Source organism: Gelria sp. Kuro-4, from assembly GCF_019668485.1.
Taxonomy (GTDB): Bacteria; Bacillota; DTU030; order DUMP01; family DUMP01; genus DUMP01.
Map to the genome: position 1 here is coordinate 302,770 of NZ_AP024619.1, position 16,926 is coordinate 319,695.

The 16,926-nt window shown below is 59.7% G+C and carries 16 protein-coding genes and 1 riboswitch; of the genes, 14 read left to right on the plus strand and 2 right to left on the minus strand.

Translation table 11 applies throughout. From position 1 onward, the window contains the following. Nucleotides 1-13: 13 nt before the first annotated feature. Nucleotides 14-129, minus strand: a riboswitch (molybdenum cofactor riboswitch). Nucleotides 130-289: 160 nt separating this feature from the next. The 14 genes from K5554_RS01615 (at nt 290) to K5554_RS01675 (ending at nt 14,120) form a co-directional block, all read left to right on the plus strand. Continuing rightward, nucleotides 290-1,369: a DUF362 domain-containing protein gene (locus K5554_RS01615; RefSeq protein ID WP_255565456.1), complete on the plus strand. Its 1,080-nt coding sequence runs from the start codon at nt 290-292 to the stop codon at nt 1,367-1,369. A 124-nt stretch (nt 1,370-1,493) separates the two neighbouring features. Continuing rightward, a complete protein-coding gene (locus K5554_RS01620) occupies nt 1,494-3,494 on the plus strand; it encodes a sigma-54-dependent Fis family transcriptional regulator (protein ID WP_221039432.1) in 2,001 nt (666 codons plus the stop codon). A gap of 179 nt (nt 3,495-3,673) precedes the next feature. Beyond that, complete coding sequence (locus K5554_RS01625; RefSeq protein WP_221039433.1) at nt 3,674-5,545, plus strand: aldehyde ferredoxin oxidoreductase family protein; 1,872 nt, start codon at nt 3,674-3,676, stop codon at nt 5,543-5,545. An 18-nt stretch (nt 5,546-5,563) separates the two neighbouring features. Then, nucleotides 5,564-5,833, plus strand: coding sequence for a MoaD/ThiS family protein (locus K5554_RS01630; protein ID WP_221039434.1), 270 nt, complete (start codon nt 5,564-5,566; stop codon nt 5,831-5,833). 109 nt (nt 5,834-5,942) lie between these two features. Next, nucleotides 5,943-6,848, plus strand: a complete 906-nt coding sequence (locus tag K5554_RS01635; protein ID WP_221039435.1) for an NAD(P)-dependent oxidoreductase — start codon at nt 5,943-5,945, stop codon at nt 6,846-6,848. A 31-nt stretch (nt 6,849-6,879) separates the two neighbouring features. Then, nucleotides 6,880-7,917 (plus strand): TRAP transporter substrate-binding protein, encoded by a 1,038-nt coding sequence (locus K5554_RS01640; RefSeq protein WP_221039436.1) that lies wholly within the window; start codon nt 6,880-6,882, stop codon nt 7,915-7,917. 65 nt (nt 7,918-7,982) lie between these two features. Continuing rightward, a complete protein-coding gene (locus tag K5554_RS01645) occupies nt 7,983-8,468 on the plus strand; it encodes a TRAP transporter small permease (RefSeq protein ID WP_221039437.1) in 486 nt (161 codons plus the stop codon). A 10-nt stretch (nt 8,469-8,478) separates the two neighbouring features. After that, nucleotides 8,479-9,765 carry a TRAP transporter large permease gene (locus K5554_RS01650; RefSeq protein WP_221039438.1) on the plus strand — a complete coding sequence of 429 codons (1,287 nt, stop codon included), beginning with the start codon at nt 8,479-8,481 and terminating at the stop codon, nt 9,763-9,765. Nucleotides 9,766-9,780: 15 nt separating this feature from the next. After that, nucleotides 9,781-10,497: a DUF362 domain-containing protein gene (locus K5554_RS01655; RefSeq protein ID WP_221039439.1), complete on the plus strand. Its 717-nt coding sequence runs from the start codon at nt 9,781-9,783 to the stop codon at nt 10,495-10,497. A gap of 3 nt (nt 10,498-10,500) precedes the next feature. Further along, the gene (locus K5554_RS01660) at nt 10,501-11,118 is read left to right on the plus strand and encodes a hypothetical protein (protein ID WP_221039440.1); all 618 of its coding nucleotides are present in this window, start codon (nt 10,501-10,503) and stop codon (nt 11,116-11,118) included. 139 nt (nt 11,119-11,257) lie between these two features. Then, nucleotides 11,258-11,674, plus strand: coding sequence for a PAS domain-containing protein (locus tag K5554_RS01665; RefSeq protein ID WP_221039441.1), 417 nt, complete (start codon nt 11,258-11,260; stop codon nt 11,672-11,674). Continuing rightward, nucleotides 11,671-11,847: a helix-turn-helix domain-containing protein gene (locus K5554_RS14640; RefSeq protein ID WP_370636933.1), complete on the plus strand. Its 177-nt coding sequence runs from the start codon at nt 11,671-11,673 to the stop codon at nt 11,845-11,847. The genes K5554_RS01665 and K5554_RS14640 overlap by 4 nt, the downstream gene beginning before the upstream one ends. A 122-nt stretch (nt 11,848-11,969) precedes the next feature. After that, nucleotides 11,970-13,823, plus strand: coding sequence for an aldehyde ferredoxin oxidoreductase family protein (locus K5554_RS01670; RefSeq protein WP_221039442.1), 1,854 nt, complete (start codon nt 11,970-11,972; stop codon nt 13,821-13,823). 63 nt (nt 13,824-13,886) lie between these two features. Next, complete coding sequence (locus K5554_RS01675; RefSeq protein WP_221039443.1) at nt 13,887-14,120, plus strand: MoaD/ThiS family protein; 234 nt, start codon at nt 13,887-13,889, stop codon at nt 14,118-14,120. Between the two features lie 95 nt (nt 14,121-14,215). On the opposite strand, the gene K5554_RS01680 is transcribed toward K5554_RS01675, so the two are convergent. Continuing rightward, on the minus strand, nt 14,216-15,172 hold the full coding sequence (locus K5554_RS01680; RefSeq protein WP_221039444.1) for a P1 family peptidase: 957 nt from the start codon (nt 15,170-15,172) through the stop codon (nt 14,216-14,218). A gap of 129 nt (nt 15,173-15,301) precedes the next feature. Further along, a complete protein-coding gene (locus K5554_RS01685) occupies nt 15,302-16,915 on the minus strand; it encodes an OPT/YSL family transporter (RefSeq protein ID WP_221039445.1) in 1,614 nt (537 codons plus the stop codon). Nucleotides 16,916-16,926 lie beyond the last annotated feature (11 nt).

A 16,926-nucleotide genomic window follows, 5' to 3' on the forward strand; every position in this document is an offset into this window, starting at 1 on the left:
AGGGAGCCCTCATGGTGGCTCCCCGTGCGCTCCTTTCCATGAGGGAGGCGGGCCGGTTTCCCAACCCACCCTAACGGTCCCGGGCCTTAGCTTCACCGTAGGCCTTGGGACTCGGAGCTTATCGAATTTACATCTTAGGTCTATAATTCTTCGCCGGTGGAGCAAATCCTTCTTCCTTTTCCTCTGTTTCTGTCGCGGGTCGGCGCGAGTAATGTATACTTGCCTCAAGGCGGACGCATCAAGGTCCAAGACATCGTAACGGAAAAAGTAGTGATTGGGGGTAACAAGCGTGAACACTTTGGTGGTCAGCTACGGAACAAATCCGCGGGAAATGGTGCTGCAAGCCCTGGCAGCCCTCGATGTGGCAAAGGCTCTGCGCCCTGCTATGCGCATCGGTATCAAGCCCAACCTGGTGGTGGAAAAACCGGCGTCTTCAGGGGCGACAACTTCGCCGGAGGTGGTAGCCGGGATTATCGAATACCTGCACGCGGCCGGGTGCAAGGACATAACTATCTTAGAAAGCAGCGCGGTCGGTCATAGGACGGAGCGCGCCTTCGCCGTCTGCGGCTATACCCGGTTGGCCAGCCGCTACGGTGTAAAACTTGTGGACCTTAAGCACGACGCGACCCAAAAAGTAACCGCTCACGGCCAAGAAATGCGCGTCTGCCGGACGGCGCTCAGCCTTGACTATTTCATCAATGTCCCTGTACTCAAAGCCCACTGCCAGACTAGACTCACCTGCGCTTTGAAAAACCTCAAGGGTTGCCTGCCCGATAGCGAGAAACGGCGCTTCCATGCCCTCGGCCTGCACCGGCCCATTGCCGCGCTAAACCAAGTGGTGAAATCCGATTTGGTAGTAGTAGACGGATTGTGCGGTGACCTCACCTTTGAGGAGGGCGGCAATCCTGTCGCCATGGACCAAGTGCTGGTAGGGCGGGATCCTGTCCTGGTGGATGCGTACGCCGCGACGGCTTTAGGCTACGAACCGCTCACCATTCCCTACATTCGGTTGGCTGCCGAACTAGGACTTGGTTCAGCACAGTGCGAGCAAGCCGACATTCTGGTGCTTAACCCGGAAGTACGCCCGCCGGCCGCCCCCACCGTTTCTCCTCTGGCACGCGAACTCAGCCGCTGGGTTGAGGAGCGTTCGGCCTGCTCCATCTGTTACGGAAACCTTTTGCGTGCCCTGGCCTGTCTTAGGGAAGACGGCGTCCTGGCCCGACTGACCCACAAGATTAAGATCGGCCAGGGTTTCCGGGGTCAAGGCGGCCCCGGCCCGGGCGTAGGCTCCTGTACGGCCGGGCTGAGCTTGAACCTGCCCGGTTGTCCTCCGGCGACGAAAGACATTGTCAAGTTTCTGAATGCCTGACTGCTTGTGTCCCAGCCCGGAAGTGTTTGAAATGTTTACAGAGTCCTCGCGCGGTAGCAGGTAAATTACAACTTATGTAGAATTAACGGTAATAGCACGATTTTGTGCAGTGGGGGGGAAGGAGATGCTTGCTGAAAGCAGCGGATCATACGCTGCGGGTCTTGAGCCCCTGATCGAGCCTGAAGGCGGGCTTCTGCCCGCCGCGGAGGTGTTAATCCGCCAGTCGCAGGAGCGCTGCCGCCAGTACGGCTTGCTGCCTGACGCCACGTTTCTTTCGCCTATTCCCACCGCTGAAGAAATCGTTAGACGCCGCCGCACGCGCAAGGAGCTCATAGATGTTGCCGAGCCTTTCATGCGGACGGTTTTAGGCGTTTCAGCCACCGCCAGGTTTTTGATCACCCTGGTCGACGCGGATGGCTATGTGCTCAGCATCGCCGGCGACAGCCGCCTGCAGGCGGCTTTTCGTAAACACAACTTCTTCGTCGGGGCACGCTGGCGTGAAAACGAAGTGGGAACCTCAGCCATAGTCATTGCGCTCTTGGCCCGAGCACCCGTGCAGGTCGTCGGCGAACAACACTACTGTACGCGCTTTCACCCTTTCACCTGCGCCGCTACTCCCCTTATTACGAAGGAAGGCGAACTTCTCGGCTGCCTGTGCATGTCAGGGCATAAGGCCAATGTTTATCCCAACACCTTGGGCATGACCATCGCCATCGGTGAAGCAATTACGAAGCAAGTGGAACTGCGCCGGGCCCTGGCCGACGTCCAGTTCTCCAACCGCTGCCAAGCCGCCATCATCGACTCTATTTTCAGCGGTTTTATGCTCATCGACCGCAACGGCAACATCGCCCAAATGAATGAAGTGGGTGGGAAGATTTTTGGTGTAGATGCGACTAAATCCATCGGTAAGCACATAACAGAGATCGTCAACTCGCGGCCGGTGGTCCTCGACGTGTTTGAAACCGGCATGGGTTGGACCGACCGTGAGTTCTTTATTGACAGCAAGCGCGGGCTCATCCGGCTGATCAAAACGGCCATCCCCATTAAGAACGCCAGCGGTGAGGTTGTTTACGTCATTGAGACCTTTCGCGAAATGGACCGCGTGCACGAATTCGCCACCAAAGTAATGGGGGCCCGCGCCCGCTTCACCTTCGACGACATCATCGGCAACAGCTGTGCCATCCGGCAGGCTGTGGACTTAGCCGCGTTGGCCGCCGAAGGTGACTCCACCGTCCTTCTGCAGGGTGAAACCGGAACGGGTAAGGAGATTTTTGCCCAGGCCATTCATAACGCCAGCAGCCGCAGCCGTGGACCTTATCTTGCCTTAAACTGCGCAGCCATTCCGCGGGACCTTATGGAAAGCGAGCTTTTCGGTTACGTTGAAGGGGCTTTTTCCGGTGCGAGCAAAAGCGGGCGCGCCGGCAAGTTCGAGCTCGCCGCGGGCGGTACCCTTCTCCTCGACGAAATCGGCGATCTCCCGCTCGACATGCAGGCCAAACTCCTCCGGGTGCTCCAAGACAAGGCGGTCATGCGCATCGGCGGCAACAAGGTCATTCCCGTCGACGTGCGCATCATCGCGGCCACCAACAAAGACCTGGAAGAAGAGGTGCAGAGGGGCAATTTCCGCCGGGACCTTTTCTATCGCCTCAATGTGGTGAGCATAAAGTTGCCCCCGCTGCGCGACCGCAAAGAAGACATTCCTCTTCTGGCTCACCATTTTCTCAAGAAGACTGCGGCGCGCCTTAACAAATCAACCACCGCCTTCACACGCGAGGCCCTCCTCGCCCTCACCAGGTATGAGTGGCCCGGCAATATCCGCGAGCTGGAGAACGCCATTGAACGCGCCCTCAACGCGGCCCGCTCCACAGAAATTGAGCCTGACAATCTTCCCGCGAATATCGTGGCGGCCGCCAGTGCAAAAGGTCCCGGCCCAAATTCTACCCCTCGCCTAACCCAGGCTGCCGAACCCTCTTCCGGCATGACCCTGCAGGAGCTCGAACACGCAGCCTTAGCACGCGCTTTAGCCGCCAACAAAGGCAACATCGCACGCACCGCCCGACAGCTCGGCGTAAGCCGGACGACGATCTACCAGAAGATAAGGAAGTGGAACCTCGCACGCGCATAAGTGTTCAGTTTGTTGCCATACTGTACAGCAACGTGTGTACGGAATAAGAACATTGTTCAAGGCGCTGCCATGTGCAGCGCCTTATTTCGTCACCCTTCCCCATACAAAGTGCTTTGGCATGTATCTTGCAATTCTCAATGCTGAACCAAGATTCCAGGGTGAAGGAGTGTCAGCATGAGATGAAAGGTAACACCGGAAAGATTCTCTTTGCCGACCTAAGCAAGTGCTCCCTTACTGAGGAACATCTGCCCGAGGACGTATACGCCAGTTTCTTGGGAGGCTATGGCCTGGGTGTTAAGTTCATTTACGACCATATGAAGCCAGGGGTCGACCCACTAGGTCCCGGGAACATACTTGGTTTTACAACCGGTGTGTTGGTAGGAACACCAGCCATGTCCGGCAACAGGTTCACTGCATGTGCCAAGTCCCCCCTCACTGGAACCTGGGGTGACAGCAACTGTGGGGGGTATTTTGGACCGGCCCTTCGGCGGGCCGGCTTCGATGCAGTGTTTGTAACCGGCGTTGCACCGTCACCGGTTTATCTGTTCCTTGATAACGGACGGGCCGAGATTTGTCCAGCAGGAGACCTCTGGGGTAAAGACACCACGGAAACTGAAGAGGTGCTCAAAGAAAGGCTGGGCAGCGACATTCAAATCGCGTGCGTAGGACCGGCCGGTGAGAACCTGTCCCTCATCTCTGGAATTATACATGATCGCGGTCGGGCAGCCGGACGCTCTGGTCTCGGCGCTGTAATGGGATCTAAGAAGCTGAAGGCCATCGTAGCGCGCGGAAATCAAGAAATACCCATGGCTGATCCGGAAGCAGCTAAGAAACTGAGGAGTAAATGGGTAAAGGATTTGTTGGCACGCCCCAGCGCTCAAAAGTTTCGGAAATACGGGACCGTTGATCACGTAGCGAGCTCAACATTTAGTAACGATGCCCCAGTGCGAAACTGGGCTGGCGTAGGTTTACGTGACTTTCCTCAAGCTACAGCTATTAGTGATGACCATGTTCTGCAGTATGAAAAAAAGAAGTATGCCTGCTGGCAGTGTCCATTAGTCTGCGGAGGCATCTATGAGGTACCGGCCGGGCCATACGCTGTCGCCGAGGCACACAAGCCGGAATACGAAACATGTGCTATGTTCGGCAGCAATCTGCTTAACGACAACTTGGAAGCAATAATCATGCTTAACGATATTTGCAACCGCATGGGACTCGACACGATCTCCACCGCTGCAACGGTAGCTTTCGCCACCGAGTGTTTCGAAAAAGGCCTTATCGATGAAAAAACAGCCGGTGGGCTGAAACTGTCCTGGGGCGATCACGCGGCGGTGGTAGAAGCAGTTAAGCAAATCGGGAGACGTGAAGGTCCCTTGGGCCAACTTCTGGCGGATGGTAGTCGCGTTGCAGCGCAGCGAATTGGCGGAGAAGCCCTCCAGTATGCAATACAAATCCAGGGGCAAGAGCTGGCGGCTCACGATCCACGCTATGGCCCAAGTTGGGGCACCTATTATAAAGTCGACGCAACACCTGGACGTCATACGCAAATCGGTCTGGTAATTTACGAAAACGGTGGTGGCATCCCTGGTTTGGACCTTGGCAAGATTACAAAGTACCAATTTACTGGCAAAGGCCAAGCCGCGGCAAAAGTGCAAAACATAATGCACGCTCTTTACTCGGCCGGCCTGTGCATGCAGGTGATTCTGCGTTCTGACATCAGTTGCTGGCCGGAATTCCTTTCTGCCGTTACCGGCGAGGACTATGATCTGGCAAGGCTCGAAGAGACGGGCGCACGCATAGCGGCTCTTAGGCAGGCCTTCAACATTCGCGAGGGCCTACCCGTGACAGAATTCCAGTTGCCAGGTCGTTCGTACGGTAATCCACCCTTGGATGCCGGACCACTCGAAGGCATCGTCATTGACGTTGCCTCTATGACCCGCGAGTACTACGAGGCACAGAAGTGGGATCCAGCATCAGGGAAACCTCTTCGCCAAAGGCTTCAGGAACTCGGCTTAGGTTACGTCATATCTGATATTTACTCCAACTCCTAGGACGAGGAGGAAAGGGAATTGCTGATTCACCTACCTCCTGGAGTCGATAGCGATGAACGGGAGATTGTAATTGAGGTAACTAAGGGAACCTCACTGGCAGAAGCGCTCAAGCTGGCAGGACACCGCGCCCCCTTCGTGGCACAGCTTATTGCTGGAGCGGGTTCAACTCCAGAAGGAACTTTTCTCTTTATATTAAACGGAGAAAGGGTCAACCTCGACCAAGCAAACCACATTCACCTCTGCGGTAACGATCAGTTGTACATTGTTCCACCCATATTGGGCGGATAGGGGGTGGTTCTACATCACTGAGTGTCAAGTGAGGAGGTGGCGGAACGTAGTCGCTGATTCGCTCGGCTGTCTCTGACAGGGTTCGCAAAACAGATGGGGGGCACATTTTATGGAGTTCAAAACCATCGGCTTCATCGGTGTAGGTGCCATGGGCAGCGGCATGGCGAAGAATTTGGCCAAACACGGCTTTAACGTTGTGGCATACGATGTCGATCCCACTAAAGTTGAAGCATTGAGCTCAGCCGGTATACGTGGGGCTCACGATATCGCCGGAGTTGTGCGGGTGAGCGATGCTGTATTTACCAGTCTTCCTTCCGTAGCTGCCATTGAGGAAGTAATGGGCGGGGAAAAAGGTGTTCTGGCGAACATCAAAGAAGGCTCTTACATCCTGGACATGAGCACAATTGATCCCGGCACCACGCGCCGCTTAGCGCAACAAGCCGGCCAGAAAGGAACGCGATTCTGTGACTGCCCTGTTAGTGGAGGCCCGACGGGGGCTGCTAACGGCACACTGACCACAATGGTTGGTGCCAGTGATGAAGACTTTGCTACCATTAAGCCACTGCTAGCATGCTTCGCCACCAATATCATTCACGTGGGCGGTGTCGGCACCGGCCAGGTGGTGAAAATTGTTAATAATATCCTCGCAGCTATTCACACCGTTGCTCTCGGTGAAGCCTTGCTAACCGGTACGCAGGCTGGAGTAAAGCTTGAAATTCTAGCCGAGGTGATCAGCAAGAGCTCGGGACGCAGCTTCATTATCGATTACTTTGCGCCCAACTCCATCCTTAAGGGTAATTATGACCATCCACTTTTCCAGCTCAAGCTAATGCATAAAGATGTTTCCTTGTATATGAAAATGGCCCAAGAATACCATATCCCCTCTCTCTTAGCCGCGGCTACGAAGGAGCTCTACAGCGCGGCCCTGTACCAAGGATGGGATAACAAGGACCATACAGCTGTGTGCCAAGTTCTAGAAAACATGGCCCATAAGAGAATCGTCGAGCCGGCGTAAAGACCAGCGCAAAATGCAGAGGAGGGTGGCAATGAGCAGGTGGATTCGAGTTGTCTCTCATCTGATCCTGGTTGGGCTGGTGTTCAGTCTTGTTGGTTGTGGTGGCGCTTCAGCACCCAAAGAAGGAAGCGCCCCAGAAGCTAACAAGGCACCCGGTCAAAAATTCATCTTGAAAGTGGGAGCAGTTAACAATTCTACACATCCCTGCGTGATGGCCCTCAACGAGGTCTTTAAGCCTCGCGTGCAAGAATTCACGAATGGGCAGGTCGAGGTCCAGGTTTTCGACAATTCCCAGTTGGGCGGCGAACGAGACATGATGGAACAACTGCAGCTCGGCACACTGCAGATGTCTTATATCAGTCCCGTCCTGGGTGCGATTGAACCCAAGATCAATATTCTTGATCTGCCCTACCTTTTCAAAGATGAAACGCACGTGGACAAGGTCCTGGATGGTCCTATCGGTGAAAAACTGCTGGCCGACCTACCAAGTAAAGGCTTACGCTCACTGGGGTATTTCGAAAACGGTTTTCGCGTCGTTACGAACTCAAAGCGACCCATCAATAAGCTGGCGGATCTGCGTGGCCTCAAGATCAGAACTCCTGAAGCGCCCATTTCAGTGGCCATTTTCAAAGCGTTGGGCGCCAATGTCACGCCCCTGGCTTTCAACGAACTTTATAGCGCGCTGCAGCAGGGCGTCGTTGATGGGCAGGAAAACGCCTACAACACAGTTGCTTCCTCCTCGTTCTTTGAAGTACAGAAGTACGTGGCCGAAACGCATCACATGTGGGGCAACTTTGCTATTTTGGTTAGTGAAAAGTGGTGGCAAAGCCTGCCCCAGGACGTACAAGACGCCATCAGCAAAGCCGCCAAAGAAGCCAGTACACGCCAGCGGCAGCTCTTTCGTGAGCAGACGGCTAAAAGCAAAGAGCTGTGCCTCAGTAAAGGAATGCAACTCACAACACCCGATCCAGCGGAGTTCATTCAAGCTGTTCAACCTGTTTACCAGGATATGTACAAGGATCACCCGGAGTTCAAGGGTATTGTGGATGAGATTCTTAGTCTGAAGTGATAACGTCTGGGGGCGTAACGGTAAAGCTACGCCCCCACCCTACCACACGAGGGGGGACAGGCCCGGTGGACGCGAGATCGTTATTTTATATAGTTGACAGGAAATTAACGTGGCTCGTTCAAGTGCTTACTGTTGCCTTGTTCACAGGGATGGTGGTACTCGTCTTTGCTCAGGTTTACACGCGCTTCTTGACGAACCATTCCCTCACGTGGAGTGAAGAACTGTCACGTTTTCTAATGATCTGGATGGTTTTCCTTGCTTCCTACCTGGCTTTCAAACAAAAATCGCACATAATGGTGGACAACCTTGTCAAGGCTTTGCCAGGTCCCTGGGCAAGCGCAGTTCAGGCGGCAGCTCATCTGGCGATGGTGCTTTTCTTAGTCGTTCTATTGTGGGGGGCCTACGCCGTGCTTCCAACCACGGCCCTGCAGAAGTCTCCCGCTAACAACATCGTCATGGCCTACGTTTACGCCGCAATACCGGTCAGTGCGTTGCTGACGCTCTTGGAGGTTATGCGTAACCTGTGCGCGATTCTAGGGAAAGGGAGGTAACAGCACCTCCATGATGGCACTGCTCGTATTTCTAGTCTCACTGTTCTTTTTTATCTTTCTAGGTGTACCGATTTTTATGAGCCTCGGCTTGAGTTCCCTTTGCATCTGGCTTTGGCACTTCGGCGCCTTAGAACCAGCAATCCTCATTCAAAAAATGTTTATTGGCATCGACAGCTTTCCGCTCATGGCCATCCCCTTCTTTATGCTTGCGGGAGAATTGATGAACACCGGCGGCGTCTCACGTCGCCTGGTTGGTTTCGCCCAGTGTCTGATCGGGTGGGTAAGGGAAGGTCTCGGTTTTGCAGTAGTTTTAGCTTCTATGTTCATTGCCGCGATTCTCGGGTCGGCGTCAGCGAGTGCGGCCATGATTGGTATGGTAATGATACCCGCCATGGCAGAACGTGGTTACGAGACTGACTTTTCCGCCGCCTTGGTTGCTTCCGCTGGATCTATCGGTCCAATCATCCCACCCAGCATTCCGTTCATCATTTACGGGGTAATCGGCGAGGTTTCGATCGCTAAGCTCTTCGTCGGCGGCTATATTCCAGGTATCCTAATGGGGCTTTCTTTCATGGCTTACACCTACTTTTTTGCCAGAAAACGAGGCTATCCTTCCGAAAGTTTTCCTACCCTAAAGTCGTTTGCCTCCTCGTTCAAGGAAGCGTTCCTCACCTTGCTTCTTCCCGTAATTATAATGGGAGGAATCTTGGGCGGAGTGTTCACGCCCACAGAAGCCGCGGTAGTGGCCGTGGTTTACGCCTTTTTAGTCGGAACCTTTGCCTATCGAGAGATTAAGTGGACAGACCTGTCGGGGATTTTCTTGCGCGCAGCCAACAGCACGGCGATGGTCTTAATGGTAATGTCTACGGCAACCCTGCTTTCATGGGTTTTGACTCTAGAGAGGGTGCCGCAGACCGTAACGCAGGCGCTGCTGACAGTCTCATCCAGCCCGATAGTGTTCCTGCTCCTCGTCAATGTCTTTATGATTGTCGTTGGTATGTTCCTCGACGCCGTGTCCGCCCTGACCATTCTGACGCCTGTTCTCTTGCCTGCGGCAAAAGCTCTGAACATCGATCCGGTCCTGTTCGGTGTACTGCTTGCCTTGAATTTGAGCATCGGTGTGTTGACGCCGCCGGTGGGACTCAACCTGTACGTGGTCTCCAGCATCGCCAAGTTGGATCTCGTGCGGATAAGTAAAGCTGTCCTTCCCTTTCTTGCCCTGATCACTCTGGTCATCTTGATAATGATCTTTTTCCCAGCTACGGTTACCTATTTGCCCAACTTGTGGCTGCACTGAGAAGGAGGCATTGATATGCGCATCAACCCCGATCTTTGCATCGGCTGCGGGTCCTGCGTCCCGTACTGCCCCATGCGCGCCATCAGCCTGAAAGACCACGCCGTGGTGAACGAGGACGAGTGCGTGGAGTGCGGCATCTGCGTCCGCGCCGGCGTCTGCCCCGTGGACGCCTTCGAGCCGCCCAAGCTCGAGTACCCGCGCATCCTGCGCCAGGTCTTCTCCGACCCTCTGGTGACCCACCCCGGTACCAACGTCCCCGGGCGCGGCACCGAGGAGATGAAGACCAACGACGTCACCGGCCGCTTCCGCCGCGGTCACGCCGGCATCGCCGTGGAGCTCGGCCGGCCCGGCACCGGCACCCGCCTCTACAACGTGGAGAAGGTGGCCCAGGCGGTGGCCCCCTTCGGCGTCAAGTTCGAGCCGAAGAACCCCACCACTCAGCTCATGGTGGACCAGAGCACCGGGAAATTAAAGGACGACTGCCTGAACGAGAAGGTCCTTTCCGCCATTGTGGAGTTCGACTGCCGGGAGGACCAGGTGGTGCCCATCCTCACCGCCATCAAGAAGGTGGCGGCTGAGCTCGATACTGTCTTCTCGCTGGACATCTGCAGCCGCGTGGCGGAGGACGGCACCATCCCCACGGCGGAGCTGGCCCGCCGGGCCGGGTTCACCCCTTCCATCAACGGCAAAACCAACGCCGGCCTCGGCCGGCCCCTGGCAAAGGAGGACTAACCCATGACCCACACCCTGCACCGAAGCGGCGACCCCGCGGGCCTGGCCCACGACTACGTCATCTTCGCCATCGCGGCCCAGGGGGTGAACTCCCAGGGCGCGGCCCCCAAGTTCAAACGGTTCGCCGACATCGCCTTAAAGTACAACCCGGTGAACTTCGGCGACATGAAGAGCGGGAACATGTACACCGTGGGGAAGGACGAGATTCTGGGGAACTTCCGGGAGAACTCCATCGTCCACGCGGTGTTCACGGATAAAGACACCGTCCTCAAGTGCCTGAAAGAGGTGAAGGAAGCGGACATCGGGCTTTCCATCGTGGTCTCGGGCCTGGTGCACGAGGTGGGCGAGGCCTGCCGCGCCGCCGGGACGGCGGCGCACACGGTGGAGCACTCGCTGGGGATCCACGGGGCGAGGGAGAAGCTCCCGGCCCCGGCGGTGCTCGACATCAGCACGATGTGCGGCCACGGCATGGTGGCCTTCTCGCTGGTGGAGCACCTGGTGGACGAGGTGAAGGCCGGGCGCACCACGGTGGAAAAGGCGGCCCGGGAGCTGGCCAAGCAGTGCGTCTGCGGGGTCTTTAACCCCGTGCGGGCGGCGGAGATCATCCAAAGGCTGGTCTAGGATTCTATCAGAAGACGGAAAAATGAGCAGGGCTCGCCAGGGCGCGGGTCCTGTTTTCGTTTGGCGCGGGCCGGGCAGGAAAAACATGGTGGCTCAGCGAAGTACAATTCAGAAGTTCGCGGCAAGGGGGCTCGGGGTTATGGAAGGCGCAGAACACGACCGATGCGCGGAAGCGGCGCGGCTGCGCCGCGAGCTGGACCTGGCCCGGCGGCTGCAGGCGGCAATCGTGAGCGCCATTTTCAGCGGCTTTCTGGTGGTGGACCGAACGGGGCGGGTAATGGAGCTTAACCCGCTGGGCGGCAAGACCCTGGGCGTCACCCCCCAGGAGGCCATCGGCCGCCCCGTGACGGCGCTGGTACGGTCGCGCCCGGGCATCTCAGCGGCACTGGAGACGGGGAAGGCCTGGTCCGATCGGGAGTTTCTGGTGGAGACCAGCCAGGGCCCGCGCCGCCTCATGACCACCGCCGTGCCGGTGAAAGCCGCCGACGGCTCCGTCCTGGCGGTGACGAGCGGGCGGCGCTCCTCGGCGCCCTGGCCCGCTCGGGGGGCAACGTGACGCGCGCCGCCCGGGAGCTCGGCATCGGCCGCACCACGTTCTACGACAAGCTTCGTAAGCATAACTTGAACCAGAGCCGGGGCCGCTGTTCGGATTCCCGTTCACTGTCCGGATATCGGACAGACGGGCGTACCGATTGCGATCACAACCGGGGATCCGCCGCCCGACCGTAGGTACACATCCCCTGCCGCACGCGCTTTTCTAAGCCGCCCGCCGCTGGCACACGGTTTGCTGTGATGGATATGGGTTGCTGCTGCCGCAGAGCCCAGTAAACGCACGGAAGGAGGAGCAGAGTATGGGCAACGGGTACTGGGGCAAGGTCTTACGCGTAAACCTGACCGACCGCACCTTTCGGGAAGAACCAGTGGGTGAGGACGTTTGGCGCAGGCTCCTGGGTGGGGCTGGCTACGGGGCCAAGGTGCTGCTCGAGGAGACACCGGCCAAGGTGGACCCGCTGGGACCGGAGAACAAGATCATCTTCGGCATCGGCTGCCTGCAGAGCGTCCCGGCGCCGGGGAGCGCCAAGTGGAGCGTGGTCACCAAGTCACCCTTAACCCGCACGTACCTGGATTCCGCCGGGGCGGGCACCTGGGCGCCCATCTTCAAGCGCACCGGGTACGACTCGCTCGTCATCGAAGGCAAGGCCAGCGAACCGCTCTACCTCTACATTACCGACGGCAGGGTGGAGTTCCGCCCCGCCGGGCACCTCTGGGGCAAGACAACCGGCGAAACCACCGGCACCTTAAAGGATGAACTAGGCAAGAACGCCAGCGTGCTCAGTATCGGTCCGGCCGGTGAGCGCCTGGTTCCCATCGCCTGCATCGCCTCCGACGGCATCAGCTTCGCCGGTCGCGGCGGTGCCGGCGCCGTAATGGGCTCGAAGAACCTCAAGGCCATCGCCGCCTATGGGACCCAGGAGTGCCCCGTGGCCGACCGCGAAACGGCCTACCGGCTCAGCCGGGAAATGATGAGGGAACTGGCCGAGCGCGGCGCCGGCTTCAGCGAGAACGGTACACCCGCCGTTATCGTACCGTTTGAGGAGATGGGCGACACCCCCATCAAATACTGGACGGGGGACGTGTGGCACGAGGGCGCGCGCCTGCTGGGGACGCCGCACTATAACGAGGTCCTAAACACGAAACCGCTGCACTGTCTGCACTGCCCGGTGGGCTGCCACCGCCGCGTGCGGGTGGACGGTCCGCCGGAGTTCGCCATGGAGGGTAACGGCCCGGAGTACGAGACCATCGCCATGTTGGGCTCCAACCTCCTCATCGACGACTTGGCCCCCGTCACCAAGGCCAACGAGCTCTGCAACATGCTGGGGATCGACACCATCTCGGCCGGCGCCTGGATCGGTTTCCTGATGGAGTGCTACGAGAAGGGGCTCCTCACCGACGCCGAGCTGGGCGGCCCGGTGCGCTGGGGCGACGGCCACCGGATGGTGGAGCTCGTCGAGCAGATCGCCCGGGGTGAAGGCGTGAGCCGCTTCTTTAAGGAAGGCATTGTGGGCGCAGCGAAAATGGTCGGGAAAGGCGCCGAAGAGCTCATCGTCCACGTGAAGAACCTGGACTTCCCCGCCCACGACCCGCGCGCCGTTTTCGGCCTGGGCGTGAACTACGCCACCTGCCCCATCGGCGCCTCCCACGAGCGCGGCGACCCGCAGGCCACCGCCCTGGGCCTCTGCTACCCCGAGCTCGGCTGGGATGAACCGCCGGAGCGCTTCGACATCGACCGCGCCGCCGAGGTGGCTTACGTCATCACCAATGCCAGCCTGATGTACAACTCCCTGACGTTCTGTAAGTTTATCGTCAAAGGCGCCGGGATGACCCTTACCGAGCTCACCGACATCTTTAACGCCGTGACGGGCTGGAACTGGACCCCGGCCGAGCTGGCCGACGTAGGTAAACGGGTCATTACGGTGCAGCGTCTCGTCAACGTGCGCGACGGCATCGGCCGCAAGGACGATGTGCTCCCGCCTAAGATGTACATCACGGCCAAGGAAGGCGGCCGCGTGGGCAAGACCCCGGCCACAGAGCACGAGCGCGTCCTCTCCGAGTACTATGCCCGGCGCGGCTGGGACGAAAACGGCGTGCCCACGCGCGAAACGGTGGAGAAACTGGCGTTGGGCGAGCTCCTTAAGTACGTGTAGCAGGTAAGGGGCGCGCTGCGGCGCGCCCCTGGCGCGGACAGTGCCCCGCAGGGAGTGAAGAGTGTGCAGGTTAGGGTTAAGCCTGTTTCTTACTTAAAAAAATACCTGCCGGAAGGCGAAAAGGTTATGGTCAAGGAGCTGACCGCACCGGTTACGGTGGCCGAACTGCTCGCGCTCTGCGGCTTTCCGGAAGAACTCCAGCCCCTCGTTACAGTGAACGGCCGCCGCAAAAAGCTGGACTACCGGGTGGCTGATGGCGACGAGATCCTCATCGCGCCGCCGGCAGCCGGCGGTTGAAGGGGTAGTGCGCGGGGAAAGAAGGCGGTGCCGTGGAAGCCGCCGCCCAGCGCGTCACACCCCGGCTCATTCCACCTGCCGTATCTGGGCGGGGCTCAAGCGAGGTCCCGCGCCGCCGGGATGCCGGCCACGCCTTCGGCCGCCTGCACCGCCCGCAGGACGGCCTGGGCCGTCGCCTGCGCTGCGAGGGCGCCCACCTGATTGACATCGGCCTCCACCCGGCCGGTGGCCAAGCTGAAGATGGTGTCCCCGTCGAGCATGGTGTGCACCGGCCGGATGGCCCGGGCGTAACCGTCGTGGGCCATCTGGGCCACCTTGCCGGCCTGAGCCTTAGTGAGGCGCGCGTTGGTGGCCACGACGCCCAGGGTGGTGTTCCCCATCGCTCCGCCGGGGGTAAGGGGCTGGGTGCGCAGGAAGGCCTCGGTGTCAAGGAAGGTCTTTTTGTCCTCCGCCAAGGCGCCGGCCACGATCCGCCCGCTGGCCGGGTCCACCACGTCCCCCAGGGCGTTCACCGCCACCAGCGCTCCCACCTTAAGCTCCCCCACCTGCAGGCTGGCCGTACCCAGCCCGCCCTTCATACACCGCCCGTGGCCCAGCACCTTGCCCACCGTGGCCCCGCAGCCGGCACCGACGTTGCCCTCCGCCACCGGCCCGCCGGCCGCGAGCTCAGCCGCCCGGTAGCCCATGGCCCGGTCGGGCCGCACGCGGAAGTCACCCACACCCAGGTCAAAAAGCACCGCCGCCGCCACAATGGGAACCTTGGTGACACCGACATCGAAGCCCCAGCCCCGCTCTTCCAGATAAGCCATGACCCCGCCCGCCGCGTCCAGGCCGAAGGCGCTCCCCCCGGCCAGGACCACGGCGTGGGCCTTATCCACCAGGTTCACCGGGCTCAAGGCGTCCGTCTCGCGCGTGCCCGGGGCGCTGCCGCGCACGTCCACCCCGGCCGCCGCGCCCTCCGGGCAAAGCACCACTGTGCAGCCGGTGAGCGCCCGCCGGTCGCTCACCTGCCCCACCAGGATACCGTCGACATCGGTAATGGCGTTGTACATAATGGTCTACCTCCTGGCTGAAAAATGCTAACCGCGGCAGCTTGTGAGAGGGGCAAGGGCCGAGTGCCCAACACGCGGCTTGAGGATGTGCCTTGGCGGGCAACGGCCCAGGCCCCGGGCCGATCCGTTTCAAGCGCCGGTGAAGACGCGCACCAGGGCGATGACTACTCCCGTCACGCCTTCTCCGCCTAAAAAGCCCGAGGAGATGAGCTGGCCCCTCTCATTCCAGCCCGGCCACCTTTTGTCCACCACCCAACGCGCCAGCCCGCCCAGGGCCGCTGTGGTGGAGATAAACATAGGCAGGTAGATGCCGATGCCGATGGTCATGCCGGGCACGCCCAGGAAGTAGAGGACGGCGCCTGCCACCAGGCCCACGAGGAAGGCCGGCGGGTTGGGCAGGCCGCTCACCATGGTGGAAACGGCGTAGGCCTGGGGCGCCACCAGTTCGGTGCCCGGGCCCATGGCGCCGTACGCCCGGTGCATGACAAAGAGCACCACCACCGCCACCAGAGCGCCCACCACGCCGCCGATGAGCTCCGCATACACCTGGGCCCGCGGCTGCGTCTTCAGGATGTACCCGGACTTGAAGTCCTGCAGGTTGTCCCCCGCCAGGCCGCAGGCCACCGCCACCACCGCGGCCACAAAGAAGGCGGCCGTGGCGTCGGGCTGCCAGAACAGCTTCACGGCCAGCAGCACCAGGATGCCGAAGATCTCCATGGGATCGATGCCCGTTTGGCCGTCCAGGGTCGCCGCCATGGCCGTGGTGACCCAAACGCCCAACACCGTCACCAGGGTGGGTAGAAAACCGATCCCGGCCACGGTGGTGAGAAGGAAGATGATGGCCGCCACAGTCAAGGGCGCCCAGCGCAGGTTGATATCTCCTTTGCCGCCCAGGAGCGGCCCGAAGATCTCCCGGGCCCTGGGCAGCACCCCCTTAAGGAGCACACCCACCCCGGCGCCCACGATGAGCCCGATGCCCAGGCTGTTTTTCAGGGCGGTGGCCGCCTCCATGCTCAGGTAGCCGCCGTTTACGGCCAGCGGGATAAAGAGCAGGTAACTCAGCGCCGCCCCCAGGAACCAGGTACCGGTGAAGAAGGGACCGATCAGGTAACCGATACCCACCGCCATGGGAGACACCCAGAGGCCGAATTGGATGTTCCGGGACCAGAGGGCCGGCGGCGTCCAGGCCCCGGGGATTCTCTGCCACTGGTCGCGCAGGGCCGTGAGCAGCGCCGCCGCCCCCAAGGAGCCGAACAGCCACTTGGCCTTCTGGCCGCCTTCATCGCCGGCCAGCACCGTCTCGGCCGCGGCGATCCCCATGGGAAAGGGGAGCTCTTCCACCTCGATGAAGTGGCGGCGAATGGAAGCAACGAGGATGACACCGAGCACCGTACCCGCCAGGGCGACCGTAAGGAGCGGCCAGAGGCCCACGGCGGCATTTTTGTCCAGCATCCAAATCCCCGGGATGGTGAAGGCCACCCCGCCGGCCACCATCCCCCCCGCCGACATGGCGGTGTGGGTGACGTTGATCTCGTTGAGGTTGGTGCGTCCCAGCGCCTTGAGCACGGTTAAGGAGAGAATGGCCACAAAAATGGTGGGCCAGGGCAGCGCCCCCATGCGCAGGGCCACGTACATGGAGCTGGTGGTGATGATGGCCGAGCCGATAGCACCCAGGATCACCGCCCGCCACGTGAACTGGTCCCGGAACGAGGACGCGTAGCTCATGCCAGCCTGCTTTTCCACTCCTCCTGCCT